29 protein-coding genes are annotated in these 19,687 nt (G+C 30.0%); 17 read left to right on the top strand and 12 right to left on the bottom strand.

Annotation, left to right across the window (positions count from 1 at the left end; all coding sequences use genetic code 11):
- Window positions 1–42: 42 nt before the first annotated feature.
- Window positions 43–465, bottom strand: a complete 423-nt coding sequence (locus BQ5450_RS05835) for a PPC domain-containing DNA-binding protein (protein WP_071126271.1) — start codon at window positions 463–465, stop codon at window positions 43–45.
- 85 nt (window positions 466–550) lie between these two features.
- Window positions 551–1,021, bottom strand: a complete 471-nt coding sequence (locus BQ5450_RS05830) for a methylglyoxal synthase (RefSeq protein WP_071126270.1) — start codon at window positions 1,019–1,021, stop codon at window positions 551–553.
- A gap of 118 nt (window positions 1,022–1,139) precedes the next feature.
- On the opposite strand from BQ5450_RS05830, the gene rpsF reads away from it, so the two are divergent.
- From rpsF to rpsR, 3 genes are read left to right on the top strand one after another with little or no spacing between them, the layout of a single operon-like run.
- Window positions 1,140–1,424 carry a 30S ribosomal protein S6 gene (gene rpsF, locus BQ5450_RS05825; RefSeq protein ID WP_010246234.1) on the top strand — a complete coding sequence of 95 codons (285 nt, stop codon included), beginning with the start codon at window positions 1,140–1,142 and terminating at the stop codon, window positions 1,422–1,424.
- A gap of 9 nt (window positions 1,425–1,433) precedes the next feature.
- Window positions 1,434–1,934, top strand: coding sequence for a single-stranded DNA-binding protein (locus tag BQ5450_RS05820; protein ID WP_010246231.1), 501 nt, complete (start codon window positions 1,434–1,436; stop codon window positions 1,932–1,934).
- Between the two features lie 11 nt (window positions 1,935–1,945).
- A complete protein-coding gene (gene rpsR / locus BQ5450_RS05815) occupies window positions 1,946–2,170 on the top strand; it encodes a 30S ribosomal protein S18 (RefSeq protein WP_071126269.1) in 225 nt (74 codons plus the stop codon).
- Between the two features lie 359 nt (window positions 2,171–2,529).
- Here rpsR and BQ5450_RS05805 read toward each other — a convergent pair whose 3' ends face one another.
- The 3 genes from BQ5450_RS05805 to BQ5450_RS05795 all read right to left on the bottom strand — a co-directional run bounded on the left by BQ5450_RS05805 (window position 2,530) and on the right by BQ5450_RS05795 (window position 6,601).
- The gene (locus BQ5450_RS05805) at window positions 2,530–3,837 is read right to left on the bottom strand and encodes a YjiH family protein (RefSeq protein WP_071126267.1); all 1,308 of its coding nucleotides are present in this window, start codon (window positions 3,835–3,837) and stop codon (window positions 2,530–2,532) included.
- Window positions 3,838–4,028: 191 nt separating this feature from the next.
- A complete protein-coding gene (locus tag BQ5450_RS05800; RefSeq protein WP_071126266.1) occupies window positions 4,029–5,693 on the bottom strand; it encodes a hypothetical protein in 1,665 nt (554 codons plus the stop codon).
- An 8-nt stretch (window positions 5,694–5,701) separates the two neighbouring features.
- On the bottom strand, window positions 5,702–6,601 hold the full coding sequence (locus tag BQ5450_RS05795) for an FUSC family protein (RefSeq protein ID WP_010246216.1): 900 nt from the start codon (window positions 6,599–6,601) through the stop codon (window positions 5,702–5,704).
- A 153-nt stretch (window positions 6,602–6,754) separates the two neighbouring features.
- Between BQ5450_RS05795 and hpf the strand changes: the two genes are divergently transcribed.
- Entirely contained in the window at window positions 6,755–7,282 is a 528-nt protein-coding gene (gene hpf, locus BQ5450_RS05790; RefSeq protein WP_071126265.1) for a ribosome hibernation-promoting factor, HPF/YfiA family, read from the top strand.
- Between the two features lie 175 nt (window positions 7,283–7,457).
- The gene (locus tag BQ5450_RS05785; protein ID WP_071126264.1) at window positions 7,458–9,074 is read left to right on the top strand and encodes an alkaline phosphatase; all 1,617 of its coding nucleotides are present in this window, start codon (window positions 7,458–7,460) and stop codon (window positions 9,072–9,074) included.
- Between the two features lie 156 nt (window positions 9,075–9,230).
- On the opposite strand, the gene BQ5450_RS05780 is transcribed toward BQ5450_RS05785, so the two are convergent.
- From BQ5450_RS05780 to BQ5450_RS05760, 5 genes are all read right to left on the bottom strand, one after another.
- The gene (locus tag BQ5450_RS05780) at window positions 9,231–9,548 is read right to left on the bottom strand and encodes a CC/Se motif containing family (protein ID WP_071126263.1); all 318 of its coding nucleotides are present in this window, start codon (window positions 9,546–9,548) and stop codon (window positions 9,231–9,233) included.
- A gap of 55 nt (window positions 9,549–9,603) precedes the next feature.
- Complete coding sequence (locus tag BQ5450_RS05775) at window positions 9,604–11,058, bottom strand: carbon starvation CstA family protein (RefSeq protein WP_071126262.1); 1,455 nt, start codon at window positions 11,056–11,058, stop codon at window positions 9,604–9,606.
- Between the two features lie 322 nt (window positions 11,059–11,380).
- Window positions 11,381–12,568, bottom strand: a complete 1,188-nt coding sequence (locus BQ5450_RS05770) for a tyrosine-type recombinase/integrase (protein WP_071126261.1) — start codon at window positions 12,566–12,568, stop codon at window positions 11,381–11,383.
- 109 nt (window positions 12,569–12,677) lie between these two features.
- Window positions 12,678–13,133, bottom strand: coding sequence for a hypothetical protein (locus tag BQ5450_RS05765; RefSeq protein WP_071126260.1), 456 nt, complete (start codon window positions 13,131–13,133; stop codon window positions 12,678–12,680).
- Window positions 13,134–13,339: 206 nt separating this feature from the next.
- Entirely contained in the window at window positions 13,340–13,978 is a 639-nt protein-coding gene (locus tag BQ5450_RS05760; protein WP_071126259.1) for a LexA family protein, read from the bottom strand.
- Window positions 13,979–14,134: 156 nt separating this feature from the next.
- On the opposite strand from BQ5450_RS05760, the gene BQ5450_RS05755 reads away from it, so the two are divergent.
- Both BQ5450_RS05755 and BQ5450_RS05750 read left to right on the top strand, forming a co-directional pair.
- Window positions 14,135–14,341: a helix-turn-helix domain-containing protein gene (locus tag BQ5450_RS05755; protein WP_019108137.1), complete on the top strand. Its 207-nt coding sequence runs from the start codon at window positions 14,135–14,137 to the stop codon at window positions 14,339–14,341.
- A gap of 31 nt (window positions 14,342–14,372) precedes the next feature.
- A complete protein-coding gene (locus BQ5450_RS05750; RefSeq protein ID WP_071126258.1) occupies window positions 14,373–14,570 on the top strand; it encodes a hypothetical protein in 198 nt (65 codons plus the stop codon).
- On the opposite strand, the gene BQ5450_RS05745 is transcribed toward BQ5450_RS05750, so the two are convergent.
- Window positions 14,565–14,957 (bottom strand): DUF2513 domain-containing protein, encoded by a 393-nt coding sequence (locus BQ5450_RS05745; RefSeq protein WP_019108135.1) that lies wholly within the window; start codon window positions 14,955–14,957, stop codon window positions 14,565–14,567. The genes BQ5450_RS05750 and BQ5450_RS05745 overlap by 6 nt on opposite strands.
- 52 nt (window positions 14,958–15,009) lie before the next feature.
- Here BQ5450_RS05745 and BQ5450_RS09055 point away from each other — a divergent pair, with 52 nt between their 5' ends.
- Window positions 15,010–15,162, top strand: coding sequence for a hypothetical protein (locus BQ5450_RS09055; RefSeq protein ID WP_159052471.1), 153 nt, complete (start codon window positions 15,010–15,012; stop codon window positions 15,160–15,162).
- On the opposite strand, the gene BQ5450_RS05740 is transcribed toward BQ5450_RS09055, so the two are convergent.
- Entirely contained in the window at window positions 15,126–15,356 is a 231-nt protein-coding gene (locus tag BQ5450_RS05740; protein ID WP_071126257.1) for a hypothetical protein, read from the bottom strand. The genes BQ5450_RS09055 and BQ5450_RS05740 overlap by 37 nt on opposite strands.
- 62 nt (window positions 15,357–15,418) lie before the next feature.
- Between BQ5450_RS05740 and BQ5450_RS05735 the strand changes: the two genes are divergently transcribed.
- From BQ5450_RS05735 to BQ5450_RS05700, 9 genes are read left to right on the top strand one after another with little or no spacing between them, the layout of a single operon-like run.
- Window positions 15,419–15,607 carry a helix-turn-helix domain-containing protein gene (locus BQ5450_RS05735; protein ID WP_071126256.1) on the top strand — a complete coding sequence of 63 codons (189 nt, stop codon included), beginning with the start codon at window positions 15,419–15,421 and terminating at the stop codon, window positions 15,605–15,607.
- A gap of 13 nt (window positions 15,608–15,620) precedes the next feature.
- Window positions 15,621–15,800, top strand: a complete 180-nt coding sequence (locus BQ5450_RS05730; protein WP_071126255.1) for a hypothetical protein — start codon at window positions 15,621–15,623, stop codon at window positions 15,798–15,800.
- Between the two features lie 5 nt (window positions 15,801–15,805).
- The gene (locus BQ5450_RS09050) at window positions 15,806–15,964 is read left to right on the top strand and encodes a hypothetical protein (RefSeq protein WP_159052470.1); all 159 of its coding nucleotides are present in this window, start codon (window positions 15,806–15,808) and stop codon (window positions 15,962–15,964) included.
- Window positions 15,961–16,227, top strand: a complete 267-nt coding sequence (locus tag BQ5450_RS05725; protein WP_071126254.1) for a hypothetical protein — start codon at window positions 15,961–15,963, stop codon at window positions 16,225–16,227. Before BQ5450_RS09050 ends, BQ5450_RS05725 begins: the two co-directional genes overlap by 4 nt.
- 38 nt (window positions 16,228–16,265) lie before the next feature.
- The gene (locus BQ5450_RS05720) at window positions 16,266–16,496 is read left to right on the top strand and encodes a hypothetical protein (protein WP_071126253.1); all 231 of its coding nucleotides are present in this window, start codon (window positions 16,266–16,268) and stop codon (window positions 16,494–16,496) included.
- Window positions 16,493–18,334: a DUF2813 domain-containing protein gene (locus tag BQ5450_RS05715; protein ID WP_071126252.1), complete on the top strand. Its 1,842-nt coding sequence runs from the start codon at window positions 16,493–16,495 to the stop codon at window positions 18,332–18,334. The genes BQ5450_RS05720 and BQ5450_RS05715 overlap by 4 nt, the downstream gene beginning before the upstream one ends.
- Complete coding sequence (locus BQ5450_RS05710; RefSeq protein WP_071126251.1) at window positions 18,331–18,588, top strand: hypothetical protein; 258 nt, start codon at window positions 18,331–18,333, stop codon at window positions 18,586–18,588. Before BQ5450_RS05715 ends, BQ5450_RS05710 begins: the two co-directional genes overlap by 4 nt.
- The gene (locus BQ5450_RS05705; protein WP_071126250.1) at window positions 18,585–18,878 is read left to right on the top strand and encodes a hypothetical protein; all 294 of its coding nucleotides are present in this window, start codon (window positions 18,585–18,587) and stop codon (window positions 18,876–18,878) included. Before BQ5450_RS05710 ends, BQ5450_RS05705 begins: the two co-directional genes overlap by 4 nt.
- Complete coding sequence (locus BQ5450_RS05700; protein WP_071126249.1) at window positions 18,878–19,681, top strand: phage-derived integrase/recombinase RecT; 804 nt, start codon at window positions 18,878–18,880, stop codon at window positions 19,679–19,681. Before BQ5450_RS05705 ends, BQ5450_RS05700 begins: the two co-directional genes overlap by 1 nt.
- Window positions 19,682–19,687: the final 6 nt, after the last annotated feature.

The following is a 19,687-nucleotide window of genomic DNA, read 5'->3' as shown; positions in this document are numbered from 1 at the left end:
TCCTTAGCTTTTGTGAAAATATAGGGACTAAGGATATTAAGATTAGTCAAATTTATAAATATTAATTCCAGTAAAGTCGTCTTTTTGTCTTTCGACAGTTCCTTCTATAATACTTATAGTGAGTTCGCAAGTCACGCTTATTTTTGCACTCTTCATGTGACCACCAAAAACTTTTCCCTCGGCATCAGATGTTGAGATGTGGAGATGAGGGTAGTACTCACTATTTAGAGTGGATATGCTTCCTATAATTGAAAGAATTTCAAACTCGCCCTTGAAATTTTTTTCTTTGTAATCTTTTTTAGATACGCTAAAAAGTCCAATAGTGAAGTTATCAGTTGCACCAATACCATAGACACTTGCAAGTTTAATATTTTCTTTTAAAGCAATCTCTTTTAATTTTTCATGAACTTCTTCAGTTCTGTCAATTCTCGCGATTATTTTATCGTCAAATCTTTTGTAATCCATATTTCCTCCTAAAAATTTAATTAGCAAAATAAATTTTAAGCTTACAATATTTTAATAATTGTGCCAAGATTTTATAAAGTATAATTCACCACTTATTTTTTGAAATTCTGTCTTCAACAGAATATTCATTGTCCAAAATTTCAACTTCATACTCTTCATTAAACATTGGAGATGACAAAATATAATCTGCAGTAGTAGGAGATGTTGCCATAGAAATATTGTAGAGAGTAGAGATCCTAAGAAGTGCTTTCACATCTGGATCGTGGGGTTGTGCTTCTAGGGGATCCCAAAAGAAAATCAAAATATCAATTTTGGAATCAGAAATTTTTGCCCCAAGTTGTTGATCACCACCAAGAGGACCAGAAACAAGTCTTTTTACATCAAGGGAAGTTTCATTAGAAATTAAAGCAGCAGTTGTTCCAGTCCCAATAAAGTTATGATTGGAAAGTTTTTCTTCATGTCTTTTGACCCAATCTAAAAGTTCTTTTTTCTTGTGGTCATGTGCCACAAGTGCAATATTTTTTTTGCGATTTACTTTTATTTTTTTTACTTGCATAGACACCTCAAAATAATAAAAATTCTTGACTAAGTTTATTCTTTAATATATAATATCAAAGATTGCAATCCTTGCATAGTTATTTTAACTATGCCGAAGACCATAAGGAGGTGAAAGTATGAATAAATACGAAGCGGTGATTATGTTTTATCCTGAAGTGGAAGAAGAAAAGAGAAACGCTTCTTTCGAAAGATTAAAAAAAGTAATCGAAAAAAACGGAAAGATTAATAATGTTGATGAATGGGGCATGAGGAAATTAGCTTACGAAATCGACTACAAAAATGAAGCTTATTATACATTCGTTGAATTCGAAACAAAACCAGAAGATATTGCTGAAATCAACAGAATCGCAAAAATCATGGACCCAGTTATGCGACAAATGATTATAAAAGTTGAAGACTAAGGAGTTTTTATGAATTGTGTTAGTTTAATAGGAAGACTAGTAAGAGATCCCGAACTTCGTTATGCGCAAACGGGAACGGCAATGTGTCGTTTCACTATTGCTGTTGACAGAAGAATGTCAAAGCAAAAAAGACAAGAAGCACAAGCCAATAATCAACCAACAGCTGATTTTATTGGTTGCACTGCCTTTGGTCAAACAGCAGAACTTATTGCTAATTACCACAGAAAGGGTAGCCAAATTGGAATTGATGGTAGAATTCAAACAGGAAGTTATGAAAAAGATGGAAGAACTATTTACACAACAGATGTAGTTGTAAATAATTTAACTTTCATAAGCACAAACCAAGGACAAAACCAAGGCGGATTTAATCAAAATAATAATTTCCAAAATCAAGGCGGATTTAATAATCCAGGACCAGTAAATTCTGCTTACGAAAATGATTTTTCGCAAAATAAAGATGACGATGAAGACGGATTTTTCCCTGTTGATAATGATAATATTCCATTTTAAGGAGGGCAAAAATGCAAAGAAGATTTGGCAGAAGGAAGAAAGTAGATCCTTTTGAAAAAGATAAAACAAAAAAAATTGACTATAAAGATGTTGATATGCTAAAAAATTATATTTCAGATCGTGGTAAAATTCTTCCAAGAAGAATTACAGGTCTAAATGCAAAACATCAAAGAGAAATGACAGTTGCTATAAAAAGAGCAAGACAAATTGCACTTATTCCATATAGCGCTGACTAATTATATTTAAACTGTTGGGTTTATCCAGCAGTTTTTTTGTTTTTCTTTTTTAGCTTGCCTTTTGTAAAAAAGTATAAATTATATCCAATTAGAGCTCCTATGGACTGAATGTCCCAAAAGTCAGAATTATAATACTTTATTTTTAAAATTCCTAGAAGAATTATGAAGACACTTAATAAATAAAAATATTTTCTATTAAAGTAATTTGATTTTTCTAAATTGTAACAAAATAAAAATTCTAGAGATATGTAAATTATAGATTTTGTTATAAAATAAAAATTCATTATAAATTATATTTGTAAATAATATGTAAAAACCAGGTTTGTACCTGGTTTTAAGGTTTTAAGTTATTTTATCATTTAGCTAAAAAACAAATAAAGTATTGGCATAGATATAACTATACTTAAAATTACTCTTTCAATCCAAATTATAATATAATCTGAAAATTTAAGAGGAATTTCTGTTCCCATCATAACAGGTATAGATGCTGAAAAGAATAAAATTTCTGATACAGAAACTATTGCTACTAGCATCTTTGCAATAAGACCAAGACCTGCACCTGCAACTATTGGTGCTGGCAAAAGCATCTCTGCAATACTCATTCCAAGAGCTTGAGCAACCATAAGTGGTTCTTCTACTCTAGTTAAAAATGTGAAAGGATAGAAAATATATCCAATTATGTCAAAGATTGGAGTGTATTCTGCAAGCAAAAGTCCAATCATACCCACACCAAGTAGTGATGGTGCAATATTAAGTGCCATTTTAAATCCATCGATAAAGTTTTCTTTAACAACTGATGGCAATGTTCCAGAATTTTTGTAAGCTGTCATTCCGGCTTTTGCAGCATCGCTGAAAGTAACCTTTTTCTTGTCTTCAGGGATGTATTTTTTTCCAGAATAATATTCTTCAGGCTTTTTGCGCAAAGGAAAAATTCTAGCGGTAATTGCAGTAACTAAAAATGTTACGAATAAAGTTATCCAGAAGTAGGATAGCCAATGATCCATTAAGTCCAAAGTATTTGCAACGATTATCATAAAGGTTGCAGAAACTGTTGAGAAACCTGTTGCAATAATTGCAGCTTCTTTTTTTGTATAAGTATCTTCCATATAAACTCTGTTAGTTATTAAAAGTGCAAGTGAATAGCTTCCAACAAAAGAAGCAACGGCATCTACTGCAGATCTACCTGGAGTTTTAAAAAATGGTCTCATAACAGGCTCCATAAATACCCCAATAAATTCCATTAAACCAAAGCCTGTCAAAAATGCTAAGAAGACTGATCCAATGGGAACAATTGTAGTTACAGATACCATAATGGAATTCCAGATAAGTGGGAGCATATCGCCGTCAAATATTCTTGCGGGTCCTTTGTTTGTAATGTACATAAAAACAAAAATTAAACTTACAAGTTTAAGCACAAAGAAAACTGAATGAAGTTTGCTTTTTTGCCAAGATTTACTTTTGATTGCATAAATTATACCTGCAACTACCATGAAGACACCAAATGTTAAATTATAGTTTGGTATTTTCTTTACAAAACTCGTAATATGATCAATTGGAATTGTTTTTGCACCAGCTATTTCAATGGGCACGAAAAACATAAAGATTCCAAAAAGAGCATAAAGAATGAAAATGATTACATCTTTGGAATTATATTTTTTTGATTCCATAAAAAACCTCCTTTAAAATATCATTTTAACATGATTTCAATTTATTATACCACAGTAGTAGTCTTTATTATATAAAACTTCAAAAATTATCATATAGTTTATTTTTTAATATAGATATTTTGTATAAAAGTTTGACTAAAAGAATATTAGGAAAAATAAAAAGCTTGCCACATTTGCAGCAAGCTAATTTTTTAAGTGAAGTCAATTTTTATTATATTGTCATATTTTTTTTGATCTGTGTTGTAATAATTATATAATTCTTTTCCAAAGTTTGTAAAATTTAATTTTTTTGAATCTAAAATGTTTAAGTCAATTAAAATATTTAACAGAGCCTTTTCTTCAAGGGTAAATCTTTTTTTGTCAATTTTTCTTGATGAGTCAACTTCTTTTAACAAATCAATTACAAAGTCTTTGTATTTTTCATAGTTTTTAGAAAAAGAATCTTTTAAGAAAGAGTTATTTGCAATTGTAGTTATCCAATTTGCAAGTTTAAAAGAGTCTGGAAGAGAAAGATAAATTGAAACATTGTCGTTGAGCTCTAAGTAATCAGTATTATATTCCATAGGGATTGTGGCAATTTTCTTAGTAAGGGCATAGTTTAAAAACAATTCTACAAGTGGGAAGTGTCTATTTTTATAATTTTTTACATTTTTTGTAGGTTCAAGTCCTATATCATTTACAAAAGGTGTAAGTAAAACTGGCGTTATGTCTTTTGACTTTAATAGATATACGTAATTTATGTCTAAAAAAGTGAGAAAGTCTTCAAATTTTTGCAAGAATTTATTTTCTTTATTGTTTATAAACTCTTTTTCGCAAATTTTTAAAATTTCAGAATCACAAAAGACTCCATTTTTACTATTTTTAAGTTTATTTGAATAGATAAATATATTTTTCTTAACGTATTCAAGAGATTTTAATATGTTATCTACTTTTTTCCCAGAAGATTTTAATTTATTGTAGTATGAAGTAAGAATATTTAAGGAAACCTCCATTGTATTTTCATTTGGGAAGTCACCTGATTTGCACATTTCATCAAGTATTTTACTATAATCTAAATTATAATTTTTAAAAGTTTCTTCTTTTGGGCTTAAATATTTGAAAAAAATATTGCTCATAAGAGATTTTAAAAAGTCTATACCAAAATCATTATTTGGCATATTTTTGTTAAAACTCAACTCAAAATTTTCATCGAAAAGAGTTAAGTAGTCGTCATCATAAAAAGAATTGACAAAGATTTTTTCTTGTTCATTTGAGATGTTTTCCTCAATAGATTGAACTAATGAAACTTCAAAAACAGATAAAATATTTAAAAATTCATTTTTTAAGTAATTTTTGTCAATTTCTTGTATCAAGTCCTTAGATTTTGTGTAATTTATATATGAAATTAAATTTTCCATGAAGATACTCATAAGATCGTCATCTATTATGTCTAAGAGTTGTAGAACCATTTTTTCATTTTTGCCAAATATTCTAAGCAATCCAAAGCCATTTTGTACACCTTCAATTTCTTCGTTTGGTAAAACTTTATAAGTTTCTCCAAGAATTAAGTCTTCTAATTCATAAAAATTTTCATATTCTTTAATTTCGAAAATTGACACATAGGAATCTTTCAAGATTTTTTTAATTTTTTTAAATTCCTCAATATCACTAGAGAAATAATTATGATAATTGTCAAACCAAATATCTGAATTTTTTTCGAATTCGTCACAGTCAAATAAAAGCCAGGTGATAAAATCTTCAGCATCTCTATTTTTTAAAAAAGGATTATCTAGATCTTCATCTAAAAATTCGTAAAAATCTTTAGCAGATATGTTTAAAATCAATTGAGTTGAATTATAAATTTTTTTTAAGTCCATTTTTTCTCCTATTCTTCATCAAGTAATTCTTTGAGTTCATCCATGTATTTTAAAATATATTCGACATGATAATTGTATACACTGTCAATTTCGTCTAAGTTGCTAGAAAAATTATCTTCTCCAAAGTCATATCTTTTTCTTATATCTTCAGAAATTTTATTGCTAAAATAATTTGCATTCATATTGTTTATAACTTCGAGTCTTACAGATATGCTCTCAATTAAAGACATGATTTTTTTCTCCTTGGAAATTGATAGGTCACGATTAAAAGGAGTCTTCACCTCTTGTTTTAAGAGTTTATAGAGGGTGTTTGCACTTGCAATATCTGTATTAAATTCTGATAAATCAGTTTTTTTGTCATAAATAATTTCTCTAAGAGCTCTATTTGCAGAGCGATAACATTTTTTGGAAGCATCGATAAAATCCTGCCAGATATTTGGAGATGATATTAAATAATTTATTAAAACGGCCACGATTATTCCAATAAATGTTCCTATAATTCTATTGACTGCATAGTAAGCTTTGTCAGAATTGGAAGAAAAACTTGCAACAAAAACTATACATGATAGTTGAGTCATATCACGCATTTTAAATACTACTAGAATATAAATTGTAATTAAAATTCCAAGACCTGCAATGAGTGGCTCTACTAAAGGTGGTACAGATATAATTGAAGTTAAATAGCCAAGTATAACTCCAAAGACGCAAGTAAACAGCCTCTTCTTTGTATCTTTTAAAGATTCTGACATTGAAGGTTTCATAGAAGATACTGCTGCTATGGAAACAAATATTGGAGAATTTAAGTTTAGTAAATGTGAAATATAAAGACCTATCACAACGGCAAGAGCAGTTTTTATTGCTCTCATTCCAATTCTATAATTGTAATCTAATTTATTTTTTATAGCCATGAAATCCCATCCAATACTTTCATTTTATTTAACACAATTATATCAAGAAAAAGTTTAAAAGTACATTTTCAGAATTAAGAGGAAATCATTTTAATTTGATATTTTTTGTAAAAAATGGGTAAATATTTTACAAAGAAAAGGAGAGTGACATTTATGTTATTGAACTTTGTTGGGAAAAATATTGAACTTACAGAATCTTTGAAGAACGTGGCAGAAAAAAAGTTTTCCAAGTTGGACAAATACTTTTCTGGAGAGGTAGAAGCGAGAGTTGTATTTTCTACTGTAAGAGAAGAACAAACTGTGGAAGTTACAATATTTTTGCCAAAGACTATTATTAGAGCAGAAGAAACTACTGATGATATGTACTCTTCTATTGATCAAGCAGTGGATGCACTTGCTAGGCAAATTAGAAAACATAAAACTAAATTAAAGAGAAAATACCAAAATAATGAAAGTATTAGATTTGATGAAATTATGGAAAGGGAAAAAGATCAAGAGGAACCCGAAAATAAAATTGTAAAAAGAAAAAATTTTGAATTAAATCCAATGAGTGAAGAAGAAGCTGTGCTTCAAATGGAACTTCTAAATCACAATTTCTTTGTCTTCTTAGATGCAGATAGTGAAAGGGTAGCAATAGTTTATAAAAGAAAAGATGGAAATTACGGTAAAATCGAAGTTTAATAAATTCTAAATTGATAATCTGGACGTGAGTTTAGCTCGCGTCTTTTTTCTTTTTTAATATAAATTTAAAAATTATTTTTCCTCTAAATTTTAAAAATTTTAATTTTACAAATAAAAAATATTATTTTTACAAGGCTTTGATACATTGTATTTAAATAATGCCTAGGAGGAAGAAATGAAAAAATTTAAAAGAAGTCTTACTACTGCATTGGCAATTACGATGCTTGCACCAAGTTTTGTATTTGCTAAGAGTGAAGATTATGGAAGTGCAAAAAATGTTATTGTGATGATACCTGATGGTATGAGTGTTGAAGCACTTACAACTGCAAGATGGATGACAAAAGACAAAAAATTTGTAATGGATGATCTTGCGACAGGACTTGTTAGAACGAACAATTCAAATACACCTATAGCAGATTCTGCACCTGCTGGTACGGCAATGGCAACAGGTATAAAGACAGAGTCTCCCTTTGTAGGAACTTATCCAACTAAAGGTGGAATGCCAGGAGCTTGTGAAATTGAAAAAGATAGAGCAAAACAACCAATTGCAAATGTGCTTGAAGGTGCCAAGAGAAGTGGAAGATCAACAGGGATTGTATCTACTTCAAATATTCAACACGCAACACCTGCGGATTTTTCTGCACATAATCCAGACAGAAATAATTATGAGGATCTTGGAGAACAACAAGTTTATCAAGATATGAATGTTGTACTTGGTGCAGGAAGCAAATATTTAACTAAGGAAAATAGAAAAGACAAAGAAGATTTAATTTCTGAAATTAAAAATAAAGGGTACGATTATGTAGATACTTTAGATGGAATGAAATCATCTAAAGGCGATAAAATCTGGGGACTTTTTGAAGATGAATCTTTTTCTTATGATATTGACAGGGACAAAAATTTGAAACCATCACTTGCAGAAATGACTGAGAAATCTTTAGATATTCTTTCTAAAAATGACAAGGGTTTTTTCTTAATGGTAGAGGGATCAGAAGTTGATTGGGCAGCACACTCAAATGATCCTGTTGCACTTTTGAGTGAAATTAAAGCTTTTGATGATGCTGTGAAAGTTGCAAAAGACTTTGCGGATAAGAAGGGTGACACTGTAATTTTAATTGCAGCAGACCATGGCACCGGCGGGGTTACTTTTGGACATAGAAATATTACAAAAGGTTATGATAAAGCACCTTTAAATGAATTTACTGATATTATCTCTAATGCAAAAATTTCTGTGACAAAGGCTTCTGAAGAAATCAATGAAGAAAAATCAAATGTTAAAGAAATAATGGAAAAGGATTTTGGCATAAATAATTTGACAGAAGAAGAGTTAAATTTTATAAAGAATGAAAAAGATATAGTATCTGCAATGGGAAGAGTAATTTCAGAAAGAAGTCACATTGCATGGACTACTGGAGGACATGTTGGCGGAGATGTGGGGCTATATTGTTATTCAACTGCAAAAGATGCCAAAAAATTAATGGGAACAGTTCACAATTATGAAATAGGTCGTTATGTAGAAGATATTTTAGACATAGATCTTGACAAATTAACAGAGGAACTTTATCAACCAATTAGAAAAGGCTTTGAAGAAAAGGGAGCAAAAGTTGAATTTAAAGTTAAAGGTGAAAATGATTATGAAGCTATTGTAACAAAGGGCGATGACAAATTAATATTTCCAGTTTCAAAAAATTATGCGATAAAAAATGGAGAAAAAGTTGAAATTGGCGGACTTACAATTTATAGCACAAAATCAGTTTATGTTCCTCAAAAAGCTTTCGAATTAGTAAAATAATAAAAAATAGAATTAAATTTTAATGAATCCAATTATTTGAATATCAAATTTATACCTCAAAAAACTGCAGTTTATTAATAGCTGCAGTTTTTTAGATAATTAAAATTTTTCATGTTAGATATTTTCGGAAATTTTTATTATTTATATTAGACTTAATTATCGCTCAATTATATTTATTTCATTTTCAACATAAAGTTTTTTAAATTTTCCGATACCAATTGCAGAAATAACAATTTCCTCATCTTTCTTAGCATCTAAATATAAGTCCAAAGTTGGATTGTAAAAAACTGAAATGTTGGAAATTTTTGATACTTTATATCTATTCTCATCATCTCTTTTTGTAGAAATATTAAAATCCATAGTTGCAAGACCACAACAATCTTTTTTTGTTTCAATATCTGGATTTATAAAAATTTTATTTATACTTTTTTTATTTAAATATTTTAGTGCATTATCCTTTAATTTAAACTTCATATGTCCTCCTATAATAAAAAAAGGTGGCTTTCCTACCACCTTTTTTAAAAAATTATTAATCTAAAATCATTGATTCAATTCTGTTATGGTTTTTCTTTCCAGTTTTAATAATAAAGAGTACATATAGGAAAGCTATAATTCCTGCTAATGGATATGCAATTGCAAAAGGCAATCCAAACCCAAGACCTTTAACATTTAATATAAAAGAAAATACGATAAATGTGTAGAAAGCTCCAGGAATTAGAGTGATAAAATAATTTTTATTATTATTCATCAAGTAAATAGAAGCTACGGCAAGTGCAAATGTTGCTACAAATTGATTTGTAAATCCAAAGTATCTCCAAAGCATATTAAATCCATTAGGATTTGATTTTGCAAAGTAAAGAATTGCGATTGCAGGAATAAATAATACGGCGGCAAGTCCAGCTCTTTTTGTAGGAGATTTTTGATCAATATTTAATTCTTCAGAAACAATAAGTCTTAGTGATCTAAAAGCAGTATCTCCTGAAGTAATAGGAAGTGCAATAACGCCAAGAATTGCAAGGAATCCTCCGATATTTCCCATAAAATATTTAGAAATTTTACCAACCATAAGTGTACCAGCAGTATCAAGTGGAGTCATTCCTGAAGAGAAAATAACTATTGCACCTGCTGCCCAAACCATTGCTATAAAGCCTTCTGCAATCATAGTTGAGTAGAAAGTTCTTTTAGCTTCAGATTCTGATTTAATAGTTCTAGAAACAAGAGTTACTTGAGAACCATGAAAACCTGAAAGTATACCACAAGCAACTGTGATAAAGAATGATGGAATAAATTTTTGCCCAAGAGGGTGTTCAGCAAGTAGACCAGCATTTGCAAAAGCTAATTGATTATTTCCCTTTGCAAATATACCAATGAATACTCCAAGAGCAGAAATAATTAAAAAAGCTCCAAAAATTGGATAGATTCTACCAATTAATTTGTCGATTGGAAGAATTGTTGAAAGGATGTAGTAAATAAAAATTACTGCATAAATAATCCAAATAGCATTTGAATCAGCGCCAACTTTTAAAATATCATTGGCAATTAGATCTCCAGGAGTGTAAACAAAAACAACGCCTGTTAAAAGTAATAAAATTGCAATTACAACATTGTAAAATTTACGAACACCATCTCCCACGTATTTTCCAACAAGTTTAGGGACTTGGGATCCGCCATTTCTCATTGATATAAAACCTGTCATGTAGTCGTGAACTGCTCCGGCAAAAACACATCCAATAGGAATTGCCAGAAAGGCAATTGGTCCGAATAAAATTCCTTGAATAGGTCCAAGAATAGGGCCAGTTCCGGCAATATTAAGTAAATTGATTAACCAATTTTTCTTTTCGCTCATTACTACATAGTCAACTCCGTCAGCTTTTTTAACAGCAGGAGTTTCTCTGTCATCTGGTTGCAGTTGGCTTTCCACATATTTTGAGTAAAAAAATCCGCCTGCGAATAAAATTATTAGTCCGATAATAAATAGTAACATAAATATCCTCCTTTACATTTATTATTTCTCATTTTAATTATAAAACATTAATATAATAAATACAAGTTAAAGAAATGAGAAATTCCAACAAGTAGATCGTTTGCAAAAAATATTTTTATAAAATTTTAGTATAAAACTTTATAAAAGAAATTAAATTTTTGAAGAGAATAGAAATTTAATTGAGCAAAAAAAAAGAAAGAACAAAGTCTTTCAAAAAAATGGTCGGGGTGAGAGGAAGTAACACCAAAGTTTTTATAATGGCTTACTTCCAACACTTACAATTATTATTTTTTCAAAAGTTGGTAACAAGTTGGCAACAAAATTAATTATACATTGCATCTAAAACAGCTGCAGCTTTTTCTTTCTCTTCATCCATAACATGAACATAAATATTCAATGTAGTTCTATAGTCAAAATGTCCCATTAGTTTTTGCACAGTTTTTATATCTACATCAGCTTCAAAAAGCCTAGTAGCGTAAGAGTGACGGATTGAGTGTAAGGGTCTAGGTTCAATCCCTATTTTTCTACAAATTGCTTGTATCCTTCTATTTGCACGCTTTTCTTCTATTGGTTTTAAGTATTCATCAGAGAATATAAAAGCATCATCAGTAAAGGGGGTTCCAAGTCTTAGATGTTTTTCATAAGAATTAATTTTCATTTTTTGAAGAAGATTATCAGCCATTTTTGGCAATACAATAGTCCTAAAAGAACTTTCAGTTTTTAGATCCTGAGTAGAATTTTTATTTATAGTTCTTGATCCATCTTTTTCAAAGTTATAAGATCTAACTAATTGCTGAGCTATAGTTAGAGTTCCATCAGAATAATTTTTCCAGCGAAGCCCACGGATTTCATTTCTTCTAAGGCCAGTGAAGAAATCAATATATAACATTTGTTCAACAGGATCTTCAAGATCTAAATTATTTATTATAAGTTTTTGTTCATCAGCAGAAAATATTCTATATTTACCAGTATTTTCTACTTTTTCCTTTTTAGGAACTTTTACATAATCAGCAGGGTTGTTAGGAAAAATACCAAGAACAATGGTATAGTCTAAGAAGTTTTTAATTAATATTAAAGTATTTTTAACAGTATTAATTGATGTATTTTCACCATCAGCTAATAGATTTATAAAATTTTGAAGATTAAGAATAGTAATATCTTTAACCTTTATTTTAGAAAAAGGATAGGGCATAATATGCCATTTTATAGTGCTTTCATACCTAACTACAGTAGTGCTTTTTATTTCCTTAGTTTTAATATTGTAGAGCCAGTAAGACATAAATTCATCAAGGCGGCGGTCGCCAGAAGTAGTAAAGCCAGCAATATTAGTTTGAGCTAAAGCCTTTTGCATTTTTTCAATTACATCATATTTTTTGTAGCTAGAGAATGATTTCCTAACTAAGTTACCTTCCAAGTCTTGACCTAAAGTAACACGACCGGTCCAATATTTTTTGCCATTACGCATGGAATAAGTAAGACTACCTAAGCCATTTGAATTTTTTTCTTTCATAATTTACTCCTTAAAAAATAAGGACTATGATATAATATAAATGTCAGTGGTTATATCATAATCCTACACTATCCTTGGTATGTTTAGCGGCAGCCAAGGATTTTTTTAATTATAATTCACTAACTTTATAATTTGCTACCTTTACAGTAACAGGGTCAGCCTTTTCATCATTATCCGGATATTGTTTCAAAACTACTTGGTGATCACCAGGTTTTAAAAAGTCTTCAGATAAATCTAATGGAGCTTGACTATCAGAAAGTTGTTCTTTAGTTGCTAAGTTACCATCAATGTAAATATAAGAAACTAGAGAACCATCAATACCTTCAGTCTCTATTCCGATTTGTAATAGGGAAGTATCTTTTTTTGCCATAACCTCAATGGATTCTTTATCCTTAGTGGATCCACTTTCATTTACCAAGTAAAAATTACCAGATCCCATTTCAGTAACAACTTCAGGTTCAGTTTTAGGTTCAGCTTCAGCTTTAGATTCAGCTGGTTTATCATTTCCACATGCAACTAGAAACATAGCAGCTAATAATACTACTAATAATTTTTTCATCATCATTTTCACCACCTTTCTTTTATAAACCAAATAAAACCAAATAAAATCATTAAATTTTTTGAATTTTGCTTGTTTTGTTTGATATAAAAACCATAAAAAAACCATAAAAAAACCATAAAAAACCATAAAATTCTATTAAAATATATCCGATTAAGAAAAAAGTTAGTATGTTATATTTAGAAACATATAACTAAGTAAAAAAATTATTTTTATTTGCATCTATTAGAATAAACACCGATCATTTGGCCAAGTATTATAATATTTTTATCATCATCTTTTGAATATATAAGTGGTTCATAGTTTTTATTGCAAGGTTGCAGGATAAGCACATCATTAGATTTATTTACCCTTTTTAAAGTAGCTTCTTCATCTATTAAAACAGCAGCTATAGTGCCATTATCTACATCCCTTTGTTTTCTAAAAAACACGAAGTCACCTTCAAAAATATTAGCTTCTATCATGCTATCGCCCTTTGCTTTTAGTACAAAATCAGCTTCAGGAAGGTTGGTATCTATCATAAAATATCCATCATAATTTTGATCAGCAAAAATAGGCTTGCCACAGGAAATAGTTCCAAGGATAGGGATTCTTTTCATCTTTATGGGTGTAATAATACCAGGAATATTTTCAAGAATTGGTTCATTATCATCTTCCCAACCCATGAGATAAGCAGGAGATACACCGAGTGCTTCAGATATTCTTTCTATTCTATCTGAAGGAATGTTAGTTATTTTGCCACTTTCATATCTTTGCATAGTTGCTCTACTAACATCAGCCTTTTTCCCTAATTCTTCTAATGTTAACTTGTTTTCAAGTCTTTTTCTTTTTATTCTATTCCCTATATTCATTATTTAACCCCCTTATATATGCATATAATATCAAAAGATTACTCTTAAAGCAACAAATATTTATTAAAAAACAAAATAAATTGCTTGACAAGTAACAAAAACAAAGGTATTATAAAGTTACACAATGAGTAACAAATAATTTTAGGAGGTGGTTTTTTGAATATTAATAAACTAAAGGGATTATTTGTAGAAAAAGGATATACACAACAGGATATAGCTAGAGAACTAGGTATAACACCAAATACACTAAGAAGAAGGATGAAAGACGAAATTTTTAATACAGATGAAATCAATAAATTAATTGAAATCTTAGATATTAAAGAGCCAATGGAAATTTTTTTTGCAAATAAAGTTACGCATTGAGTAACAAAACAACAATAAAGGATGGTGAAAAATGTTAACTATAATTTTAATTCTGTTATTAATAATTGCAGTATTTCAATGGCTTTCTAATAATATGGCTCTCAAAGGGACATTATACCTATTGTCGCTTAAATATGGAGAACAAATTCTTGATGATGTAGATATTAAGGAAAGTATAAAAACGGCAATAGGTAAAACTTTAGAGGATATTTCTTCTAAAAAATTATAGATAACCAAATTCGTGCTTTATTATTTCTGAAATAACATTAGAAGATATTTGAACCATTGCATCTAAGGATTTAGCCCCAATTTTATTGGCTATTGATTTTGTTTTACCCCAGACATTATCGCTTCGTATGTCTGAGATGTATTTATGTCCCTTAGGAGTTAAGTCGCTGATAGTCGTATATTCTTCTGGAGAAATACCGACTTCTATTAAGTCAGATTTTTCACATTGATTTATATGGTAGATCATTTCCTCATAAGAATATTTAGACAGAAGCTTAAAATTATTGGATTCATAATCTGGATTGTTGTAAATCATCATTTTATTGTATCCAGTTTCTTCTTCTACAGTCAGTAATAAGTCACGAATACAGTCGTTATTAAGTTTCAATATAGTCACCTCACTTTCTATGGTGATTATAGCAAATAAAGGATGGTGAGAAATGAAAAAATTAATCAAAGAAATCTTAATTGAACTAAGAGAGATAAAAGAAATGCTCCGTATTATAGCTGTTAATACAGAGCAAAATATAGATTGTTCAGTTATGGCAGATAAACTTTATTCAGCATTAAATAAATCAACTAAGACTGAATAAACAAAGTCGGCTGTAAAATCTTTTGATAAATCAAGCATAGATGCCATTAGGCCCTCTTGGCTAATCTTTGTAGGGTCATTATCATCAGCATATTTTCTAAGAACTTCTTCTATACGGTTTTTTGTGAAGAAGTTTTCAGAATCGAAAGATTCAATAGCATTTTTAATTTGTTCTTTAGTGATTTTTGTATTCATATAATCACCTCACTTTCTAAGGTTGATTATATCAAAAATTGTTTTAAAGGTAGGTGAATAAAATGGAAGCTACATTAATGACTGCTAAGGAACTCGCCAAGGAAATACCTATAGGCGAGCACAAGATTAGAAGCATGGCGAAAAAATATCCAGATTTCCCACAAATAAGAAATGGGAATAGGAGATTTTTTATAAAAGAAGAAGTCGAGGATTGGTTGAGAGTTTATTCAAGACAAGGAATAAGACTTTAGAGGGAGGTGAAACATGGGAAGGATAAGGCTCAATAAATATAATATCAAGCTAACAATTAGAAGGCTTATAGGGATAGCCATTTTATTTATTCTAAGCTACTGGGCTTTCAGCTTTGCAGTTAAATTAATATTTTACATTTTATATGCAGGAACAAAAATTATAGACGAATTTTTTAATTATTTGGTGAGGTGATAAGGTTGAAAGATTGTTATTGCCATACTTGCGAAAAAGAATTTAATTCTCTTGGGATTGCAAGACATAGAGCTATGCACAGAGATAGGCAAGAGGATTGCAAGATAACCTACAAAGATGGAAAAACGCTTAATTATAAGTTTAGTCAGGTGGTGAAAAAATGAAATTACTAAGTAAAAACAAACTAACTATGCAAGTGTTAGTAGGGGAAATTGAGGACGAACAAGACAAGGATGAACTAGACGGAGTAGATAAAATTTGCGTAGGAATGAGTCAGGCTCCAATAATAAATTTTACAGATGGAACTAAAGTAATTTTTAGTTGGGAAGAATTGTGCAAAATGGCAATTGATTTCAAGAAAAAGGAAGAGGAAAAGGCAAAAAAAAGCCCTCACACCGACCAAAGCAAGAGGACTAAAAACTTATAAAGATTTGCCTTTATTATAACACAGATAATGGAGGAAGTATGAAAAATTATTTTAAAGAAATAAAGAACATAGAAAACGAGAGAGAAGAACTTATAAGAGAATACAAAGAAGCAGAATATCTATTTTATACAAGCGATAGTATTCACATGAAAAATGAAATGAGATTAAACATGTTAGACATCCAATCAAAATTAGATGATTTGCAATTTGAAGAAGAACAAGCAAATGAGTGCCTAATGAATATGGTCAATCAGGGGATAATGATATGAAAGTATTTTTAAAAGAATTAGAATTAAAAAACTTCAAGGGCATAGATCACTTAAATATCAAATTCAAGGAAAACACAATAATACTTGGGGCAAATGCCACAGGAAAAACAACAGTATTTGATGCTTTTATATGGCTTCTATTTGGCAAAGACAGCACCAATAAAAAGGACTTTAGCATTAAGGGAATTGAAGCAGATGGAAAAATACCAACCTGTGATCATATAGTTGCAGGAGTTATAGAAGTTGATGGCCAAGAAGTTTTACTTAAAAAAACATTTAAAGAAAAGTGGACAACAAAGAGGGGAAGCCAAGAAAAAGTATATTCAGGCAACACTACAGAATATGAAATTAATGGCATACCTAAGAAAGAAAAGGACTATCAAGAGTTCATTAATAATATTGCAGATGAAAAAATTTTTAAGCTACTAACAAATCCCAAACATTTCAACGAAGTTTTAAGTAAGGATGAAAGAAGAGAGATCTTATTAAAACTTTGCGAAGGCGAGATTAAGGAAGAGGACATTATAAAAGAAAATCCGGACCTTAAAGAGCTTGATCTAAAAAATTATAGCTTAGGCGATTTAGAAGCTATGAATAAGGCGACAGCTAAAAAGTTAAAAAAAGAAATTGAGGAACTTCCTGCAAGATTAGACGAACTAAAGAACTCAAAGAAAGAATTTGATTTTGATGTATTAAATTTCAGAAGAGGAGCTATAACAGGCGGCATAAAGCAATTGCAGGAGCAAAAAATTATAGATGATAACAGCAAGGATAAACAAGAAGCTTATGCAAAGATAGCAGAATTACAGAAGAAGAAAATTGCATTAAAAGAAGATGACTTCAACAAAAATAAAAAGATAAAAGAACTTAATAGCAAGGCACAAAAAGATAGGGCAGATGAAGTTTTAAATTTTGATATTAATTGCAATAAGCTAAAAGCTGCAGATGCACAAAATTCAGCCTTACTTAAAAATGTAAGCATAAGAATTGATAAATTAAGGATTGAATACTCTGAAGTAGCAGGCAACAAAGAAATGAATTGCCCTACATGTAATCAGCCATTGCCAGAAGATTTATTCAAAAAGACTAAATCAGAAAAGCTTGAAAAAATCATAAGAAATGGCAATGAACTTAAAGAAGAATTACAGAAGCTACAGGCAGAAAGTGAAAGCATAAAAAATAAATTATTAGGAGCCAAGGGCGAAAAGGAAAAACTTTTAACATCAGAAGTTGAATTAATCCCAGAAATAAAAGAAAATCCGGAAATTGAAGAGATAGAAAAAGAAATCAGGAAATTAGAAAAGAAGCTTGAAAATAATAAAGCAGTGGACTTTGGAGATATTGATAAAAAGCTAAATGACCTAAATAAGGAACTAGAAGAAATTGATGGCCAGATAGCCTATGAAAAAATCAATAAAGAAATTGACGAAAAGATAAAGACTTACAAGGGCAAAGAAAAAGAAATAGCCAAGAGCTTAGAAGAAGCAGAAAAAACACTTTATTTAATAAGCCTGTATTCCAAAGCAAGAAGCAAGCTAATTGCAGATGAAGTAAATAAGAAGTTTAAGAATGTAAACTTTAAACTATTTGATACTCAAGTAAATGGAGCAGTAGTTGAAACATGCGAAACAACAGTGAATGGAGTTCCTTATCCAGATGTAAATAATGCAGGAAAAATTAATGCAGGCTTGGAGATAATAAAAATTTTATCTGAACAATATGACTTCCAGGCACCAATATTTATAGATAATGCCGAAGCAGTAAATAATGTTATTGAGATGCCAGGCCAAACTGTAAAGCTAGTAGTTTCAGAAGATAAGAAGCTGGTGATTAAATGAAAGCATTAAAAGCGATTTGGTTCAAACCTTGGACTACTTCACTTCCAATTATAGGAATAGTAAAAGGTATAGATGAGTTAGGAAATATAAAGTATTACCTTGGATCAGCTAAGGGATCTAATGAGGAAGAAGATATGAATTACATTTTAAAATGGGGTGATCCTATACATCCAAAAATGATGAGGGAGTTTTTCAATGAAGAAAAAGAAGAAACAGGCATAAAGGTTATTAATGGAGATTTTAAAAAGAAATGAAATATCAAAATGTAAGAGAATTAATAAAAAATATAAACACTTCTAATAATCAAATAATAATAGAAAAATTAGCTTATTTGGATTTAGAAAAGGATGATCCAGATTGTAGTTTTTTAGAGATTACAGTCTTCCTAAAAAGATTTCCGAAGATTGAGCTTTGCTCTTTGGTAATTGGTGAGAACAAGGTTCATTTGACTAAGATCGATAATAATTATTTTGAAGAAGATATTAGGACTATAAGAAATAAAGCCTATGAATATTTTAAAGAATTTGTAAAGGAGAATTTATAATGACAAATCAAATTGCAAGAAAACCAGTAAATGAAATTAAGAATGTTTTAAGCGTACCAAGTGTAAGAAATCTATTTGACAATGCATTAGCCGACAATGCTGGGGCTTTTGTATCAAGCTTAATAGATTTATATGGCGGAGATAGTTATTTGCAAAACTGCGAGCCTAAGGATGTAGTAATGGAAGCTTTAAAAGCGGCAACATTAAAACTCCCAATAAATAAAAACCTAGGCTTTGGATATGTAGTTCCTTTCAAGAATAAGAATGGGAAATTAGTTCCAACTTTTATTATTGGGTACAAGGGTCTTATTCAGCTTGCTATGAGAACTGGACAATATAAGGCAATAAACTCAGGCATCATTTACGAAGGAATGGAGATCAAAGAGGATGTACTAAGGGGCACACTAGAAATTAAAGGATCTAAACAAAGTGACAAAATAAAAGGCTATTTTGCATACTTCCAATTAATTAATGGATTTGAAAAAGCTTTATATATGGGTGTAGATGAAGCTGCAGATTGGGGCAAGAAATACAGCAAGTCTTTTGCTAAAGGACCCTGGACAACAGAATTTGATGCACAGGCACAAAAAACTTGTTTGAGAAGATTATTGAGTAAATACGGAGTCCTTTCTACAGAGATGCAAAAGCTAGAAAAAACAGAAGAGGATGTAGACATTGCAGTTGGAACTATTGAAAACAACGCAGTAGAAGAACTAAACATTCCAAGTTCTCAAGCAGATTATATTGTAGATGAAGAGACTGGCGAAATACTTGATGATGAAGAAATAACAGCACCATTTTAAGGGGGA

It is taken from the genome of Peptoniphilus lacydonensis (assembly GCF_900106515.1).
Taxonomy (GTDB): domain Bacteria; phylum Bacillota; class Clostridia; order Tissierellales; family Peptoniphilaceae; genus Peptoniphilus_A; species Peptoniphilus_A lacydonensis.
The sequence above is the reverse complement of the archived record's forward strand: the minus strand, read 5'-3'. Positions and strand labels throughout refer to the sequence as shown.

Coding starts and splice junctions, on each gene's coding strand:
- BQ5450_RS05835 (WP_071126271.1), bottom strand. CDS start 465: ATGGATTACAAAAGATTTGACGATAAAATAATCGCGAGAATTGACAGA.
- BQ5450_RS05830 (WP_071126270.1), bottom strand. CDS start 1,021: ATGCAAGTAAAAAAAATAAAAGTAAATCGCAAAAAAAATATTGCACTT.
- rpsF (WP_010246234.1), top strand. CDS start 1,140: ATGAATAAATACGAAGCGGTGATTATGTTTTATCCTGAAGTGGAAGAA.
- BQ5450_RS05820 (WP_010246231.1), top strand. CDS start 1,434: ATGAATTGTGTTAGTTTAATAGGAAGACTAGTAAGAGATCCCGAACTT.
- rpsR (WP_071126269.1), top strand. CDS start 1,946: ATGCAAAGAAGATTTGGCAGAAGGAAGAAAGTAGATCCTTTTGAAAAA.
- BQ5450_RS05805 (WP_071126267.1), bottom strand. CDS start 3,837: ATGGAATCAAAAAAATATAATTCCAAAGATGTAATCATTTTCATTCTT.
- BQ5450_RS05800 (WP_071126266.1), bottom strand. CDS start 5,693: ATGGACTTAAAAAAAATTTATAATTCAACTCAATTGATTTTAAACATA.
- BQ5450_RS05795 (WP_010246216.1), bottom strand. CDS start 6,601: ATGGCTATAAAAAATAAATTAGATTACAATTATAGAATTGGAATGAGA.
- hpf (WP_071126265.1), top strand. CDS start 6,755: ATGTTATTGAACTTTGTTGGGAAAAATATTGAACTTACAGAATCTTTG.
- BQ5450_RS05785 (WP_071126264.1), top strand. CDS start 7,458: ATGAAAAAATTTAAAAGAAGTCTTACTACTGCATTGGCAATTACGATG.
- BQ5450_RS05780 (WP_071126263.1), bottom strand. CDS start 9,548: ATGAAGTTTAAATTAAAGGATAATGCACTAAAATATTTAAATAAAAAA.
- BQ5450_RS05775 (WP_071126262.1), bottom strand. CDS start 11,058: ATGTTACTATTTATTATCGGACTAATAATTTTATTCGCAGGCGGATTT.
- BQ5450_RS05770 (WP_071126261.1), bottom strand. CDS start 12,568: ATGAAAGAAAAAAATTCAAATGGCTTAGGTAGTCTTACTTATTCCATG.
- BQ5450_RS05765 (WP_071126260.1), bottom strand. CDS start 13,133: ATGATGATGAAAAAATTATTAGTAGTATTATTAGCTGCTATGTTTCTA.
- BQ5450_RS05760 (WP_071126259.1), bottom strand. CDS start 13,978: ATGAATATAGGGAATAGAATAAAAAGAAAAAGACTTGAAAACAAGTTA.
- BQ5450_RS05750 (WP_071126258.1), top strand. CDS start 14,373: ATGTTAACTATAATTTTAATTCTGTTATTAATAATTGCAGTATTTCAA.
- BQ5450_RS09055 (WP_159052471.1), top strand. CDS start 15,010: ATGAAAAAATTAATCAAAGAAATCTTAATTGAACTAAGAGAGATAAAA.
- BQ5450_RS05740 (WP_071126257.1), bottom strand. CDS start 15,356: ATGAATACAAAAATCACTAAAGAACAAATTAAAAATGCTATTGAATCT.
- BQ5450_RS05735 (WP_071126256.1), top strand. CDS start 15,419: ATGGAAGCTACATTAATGACTGCTAAGGAACTCGCCAAGGAAATACCT.
- BQ5450_RS05730 (WP_071126255.1), top strand. CDS start 15,621: ATGGGAAGGATAAGGCTCAATAAATATAATATCAAGCTAACAATTAGA.
- BQ5450_RS05725 (WP_071126254.1), top strand. CDS start 15,961: ATGAAATTACTAAGTAAAAACAAACTAACTATGCAAGTGTTAGTAGGG.
- BQ5450_RS05720 (WP_071126253.1), top strand. CDS start 16,266: ATGAAAAATTATTTTAAAGAAATAAAGAACATAGAAAACGAGAGAGAA.
- BQ5450_RS05715 (WP_071126252.1), top strand. CDS start 16,493: ATGAAAGTATTTTTAAAAGAATTAGAATTAAAAAACTTCAAGGGCATA.
- BQ5450_RS05710 (WP_071126251.1), top strand. CDS start 18,331: ATGAAAGCATTAAAAGCGATTTGGTTCAAACCTTGGACTACTTCACTT.
- BQ5450_RS05705 (WP_071126250.1), top strand. CDS start 18,585: ATGAAATATCAAAATGTAAGAGAATTAATAAAAAATATAAACACTTCT.
- BQ5450_RS05700 (WP_071126249.1), top strand. CDS start 18,878: ATGACAAATCAAATTGCAAGAAAACCAGTAAATGAAATTAAGAATGTT.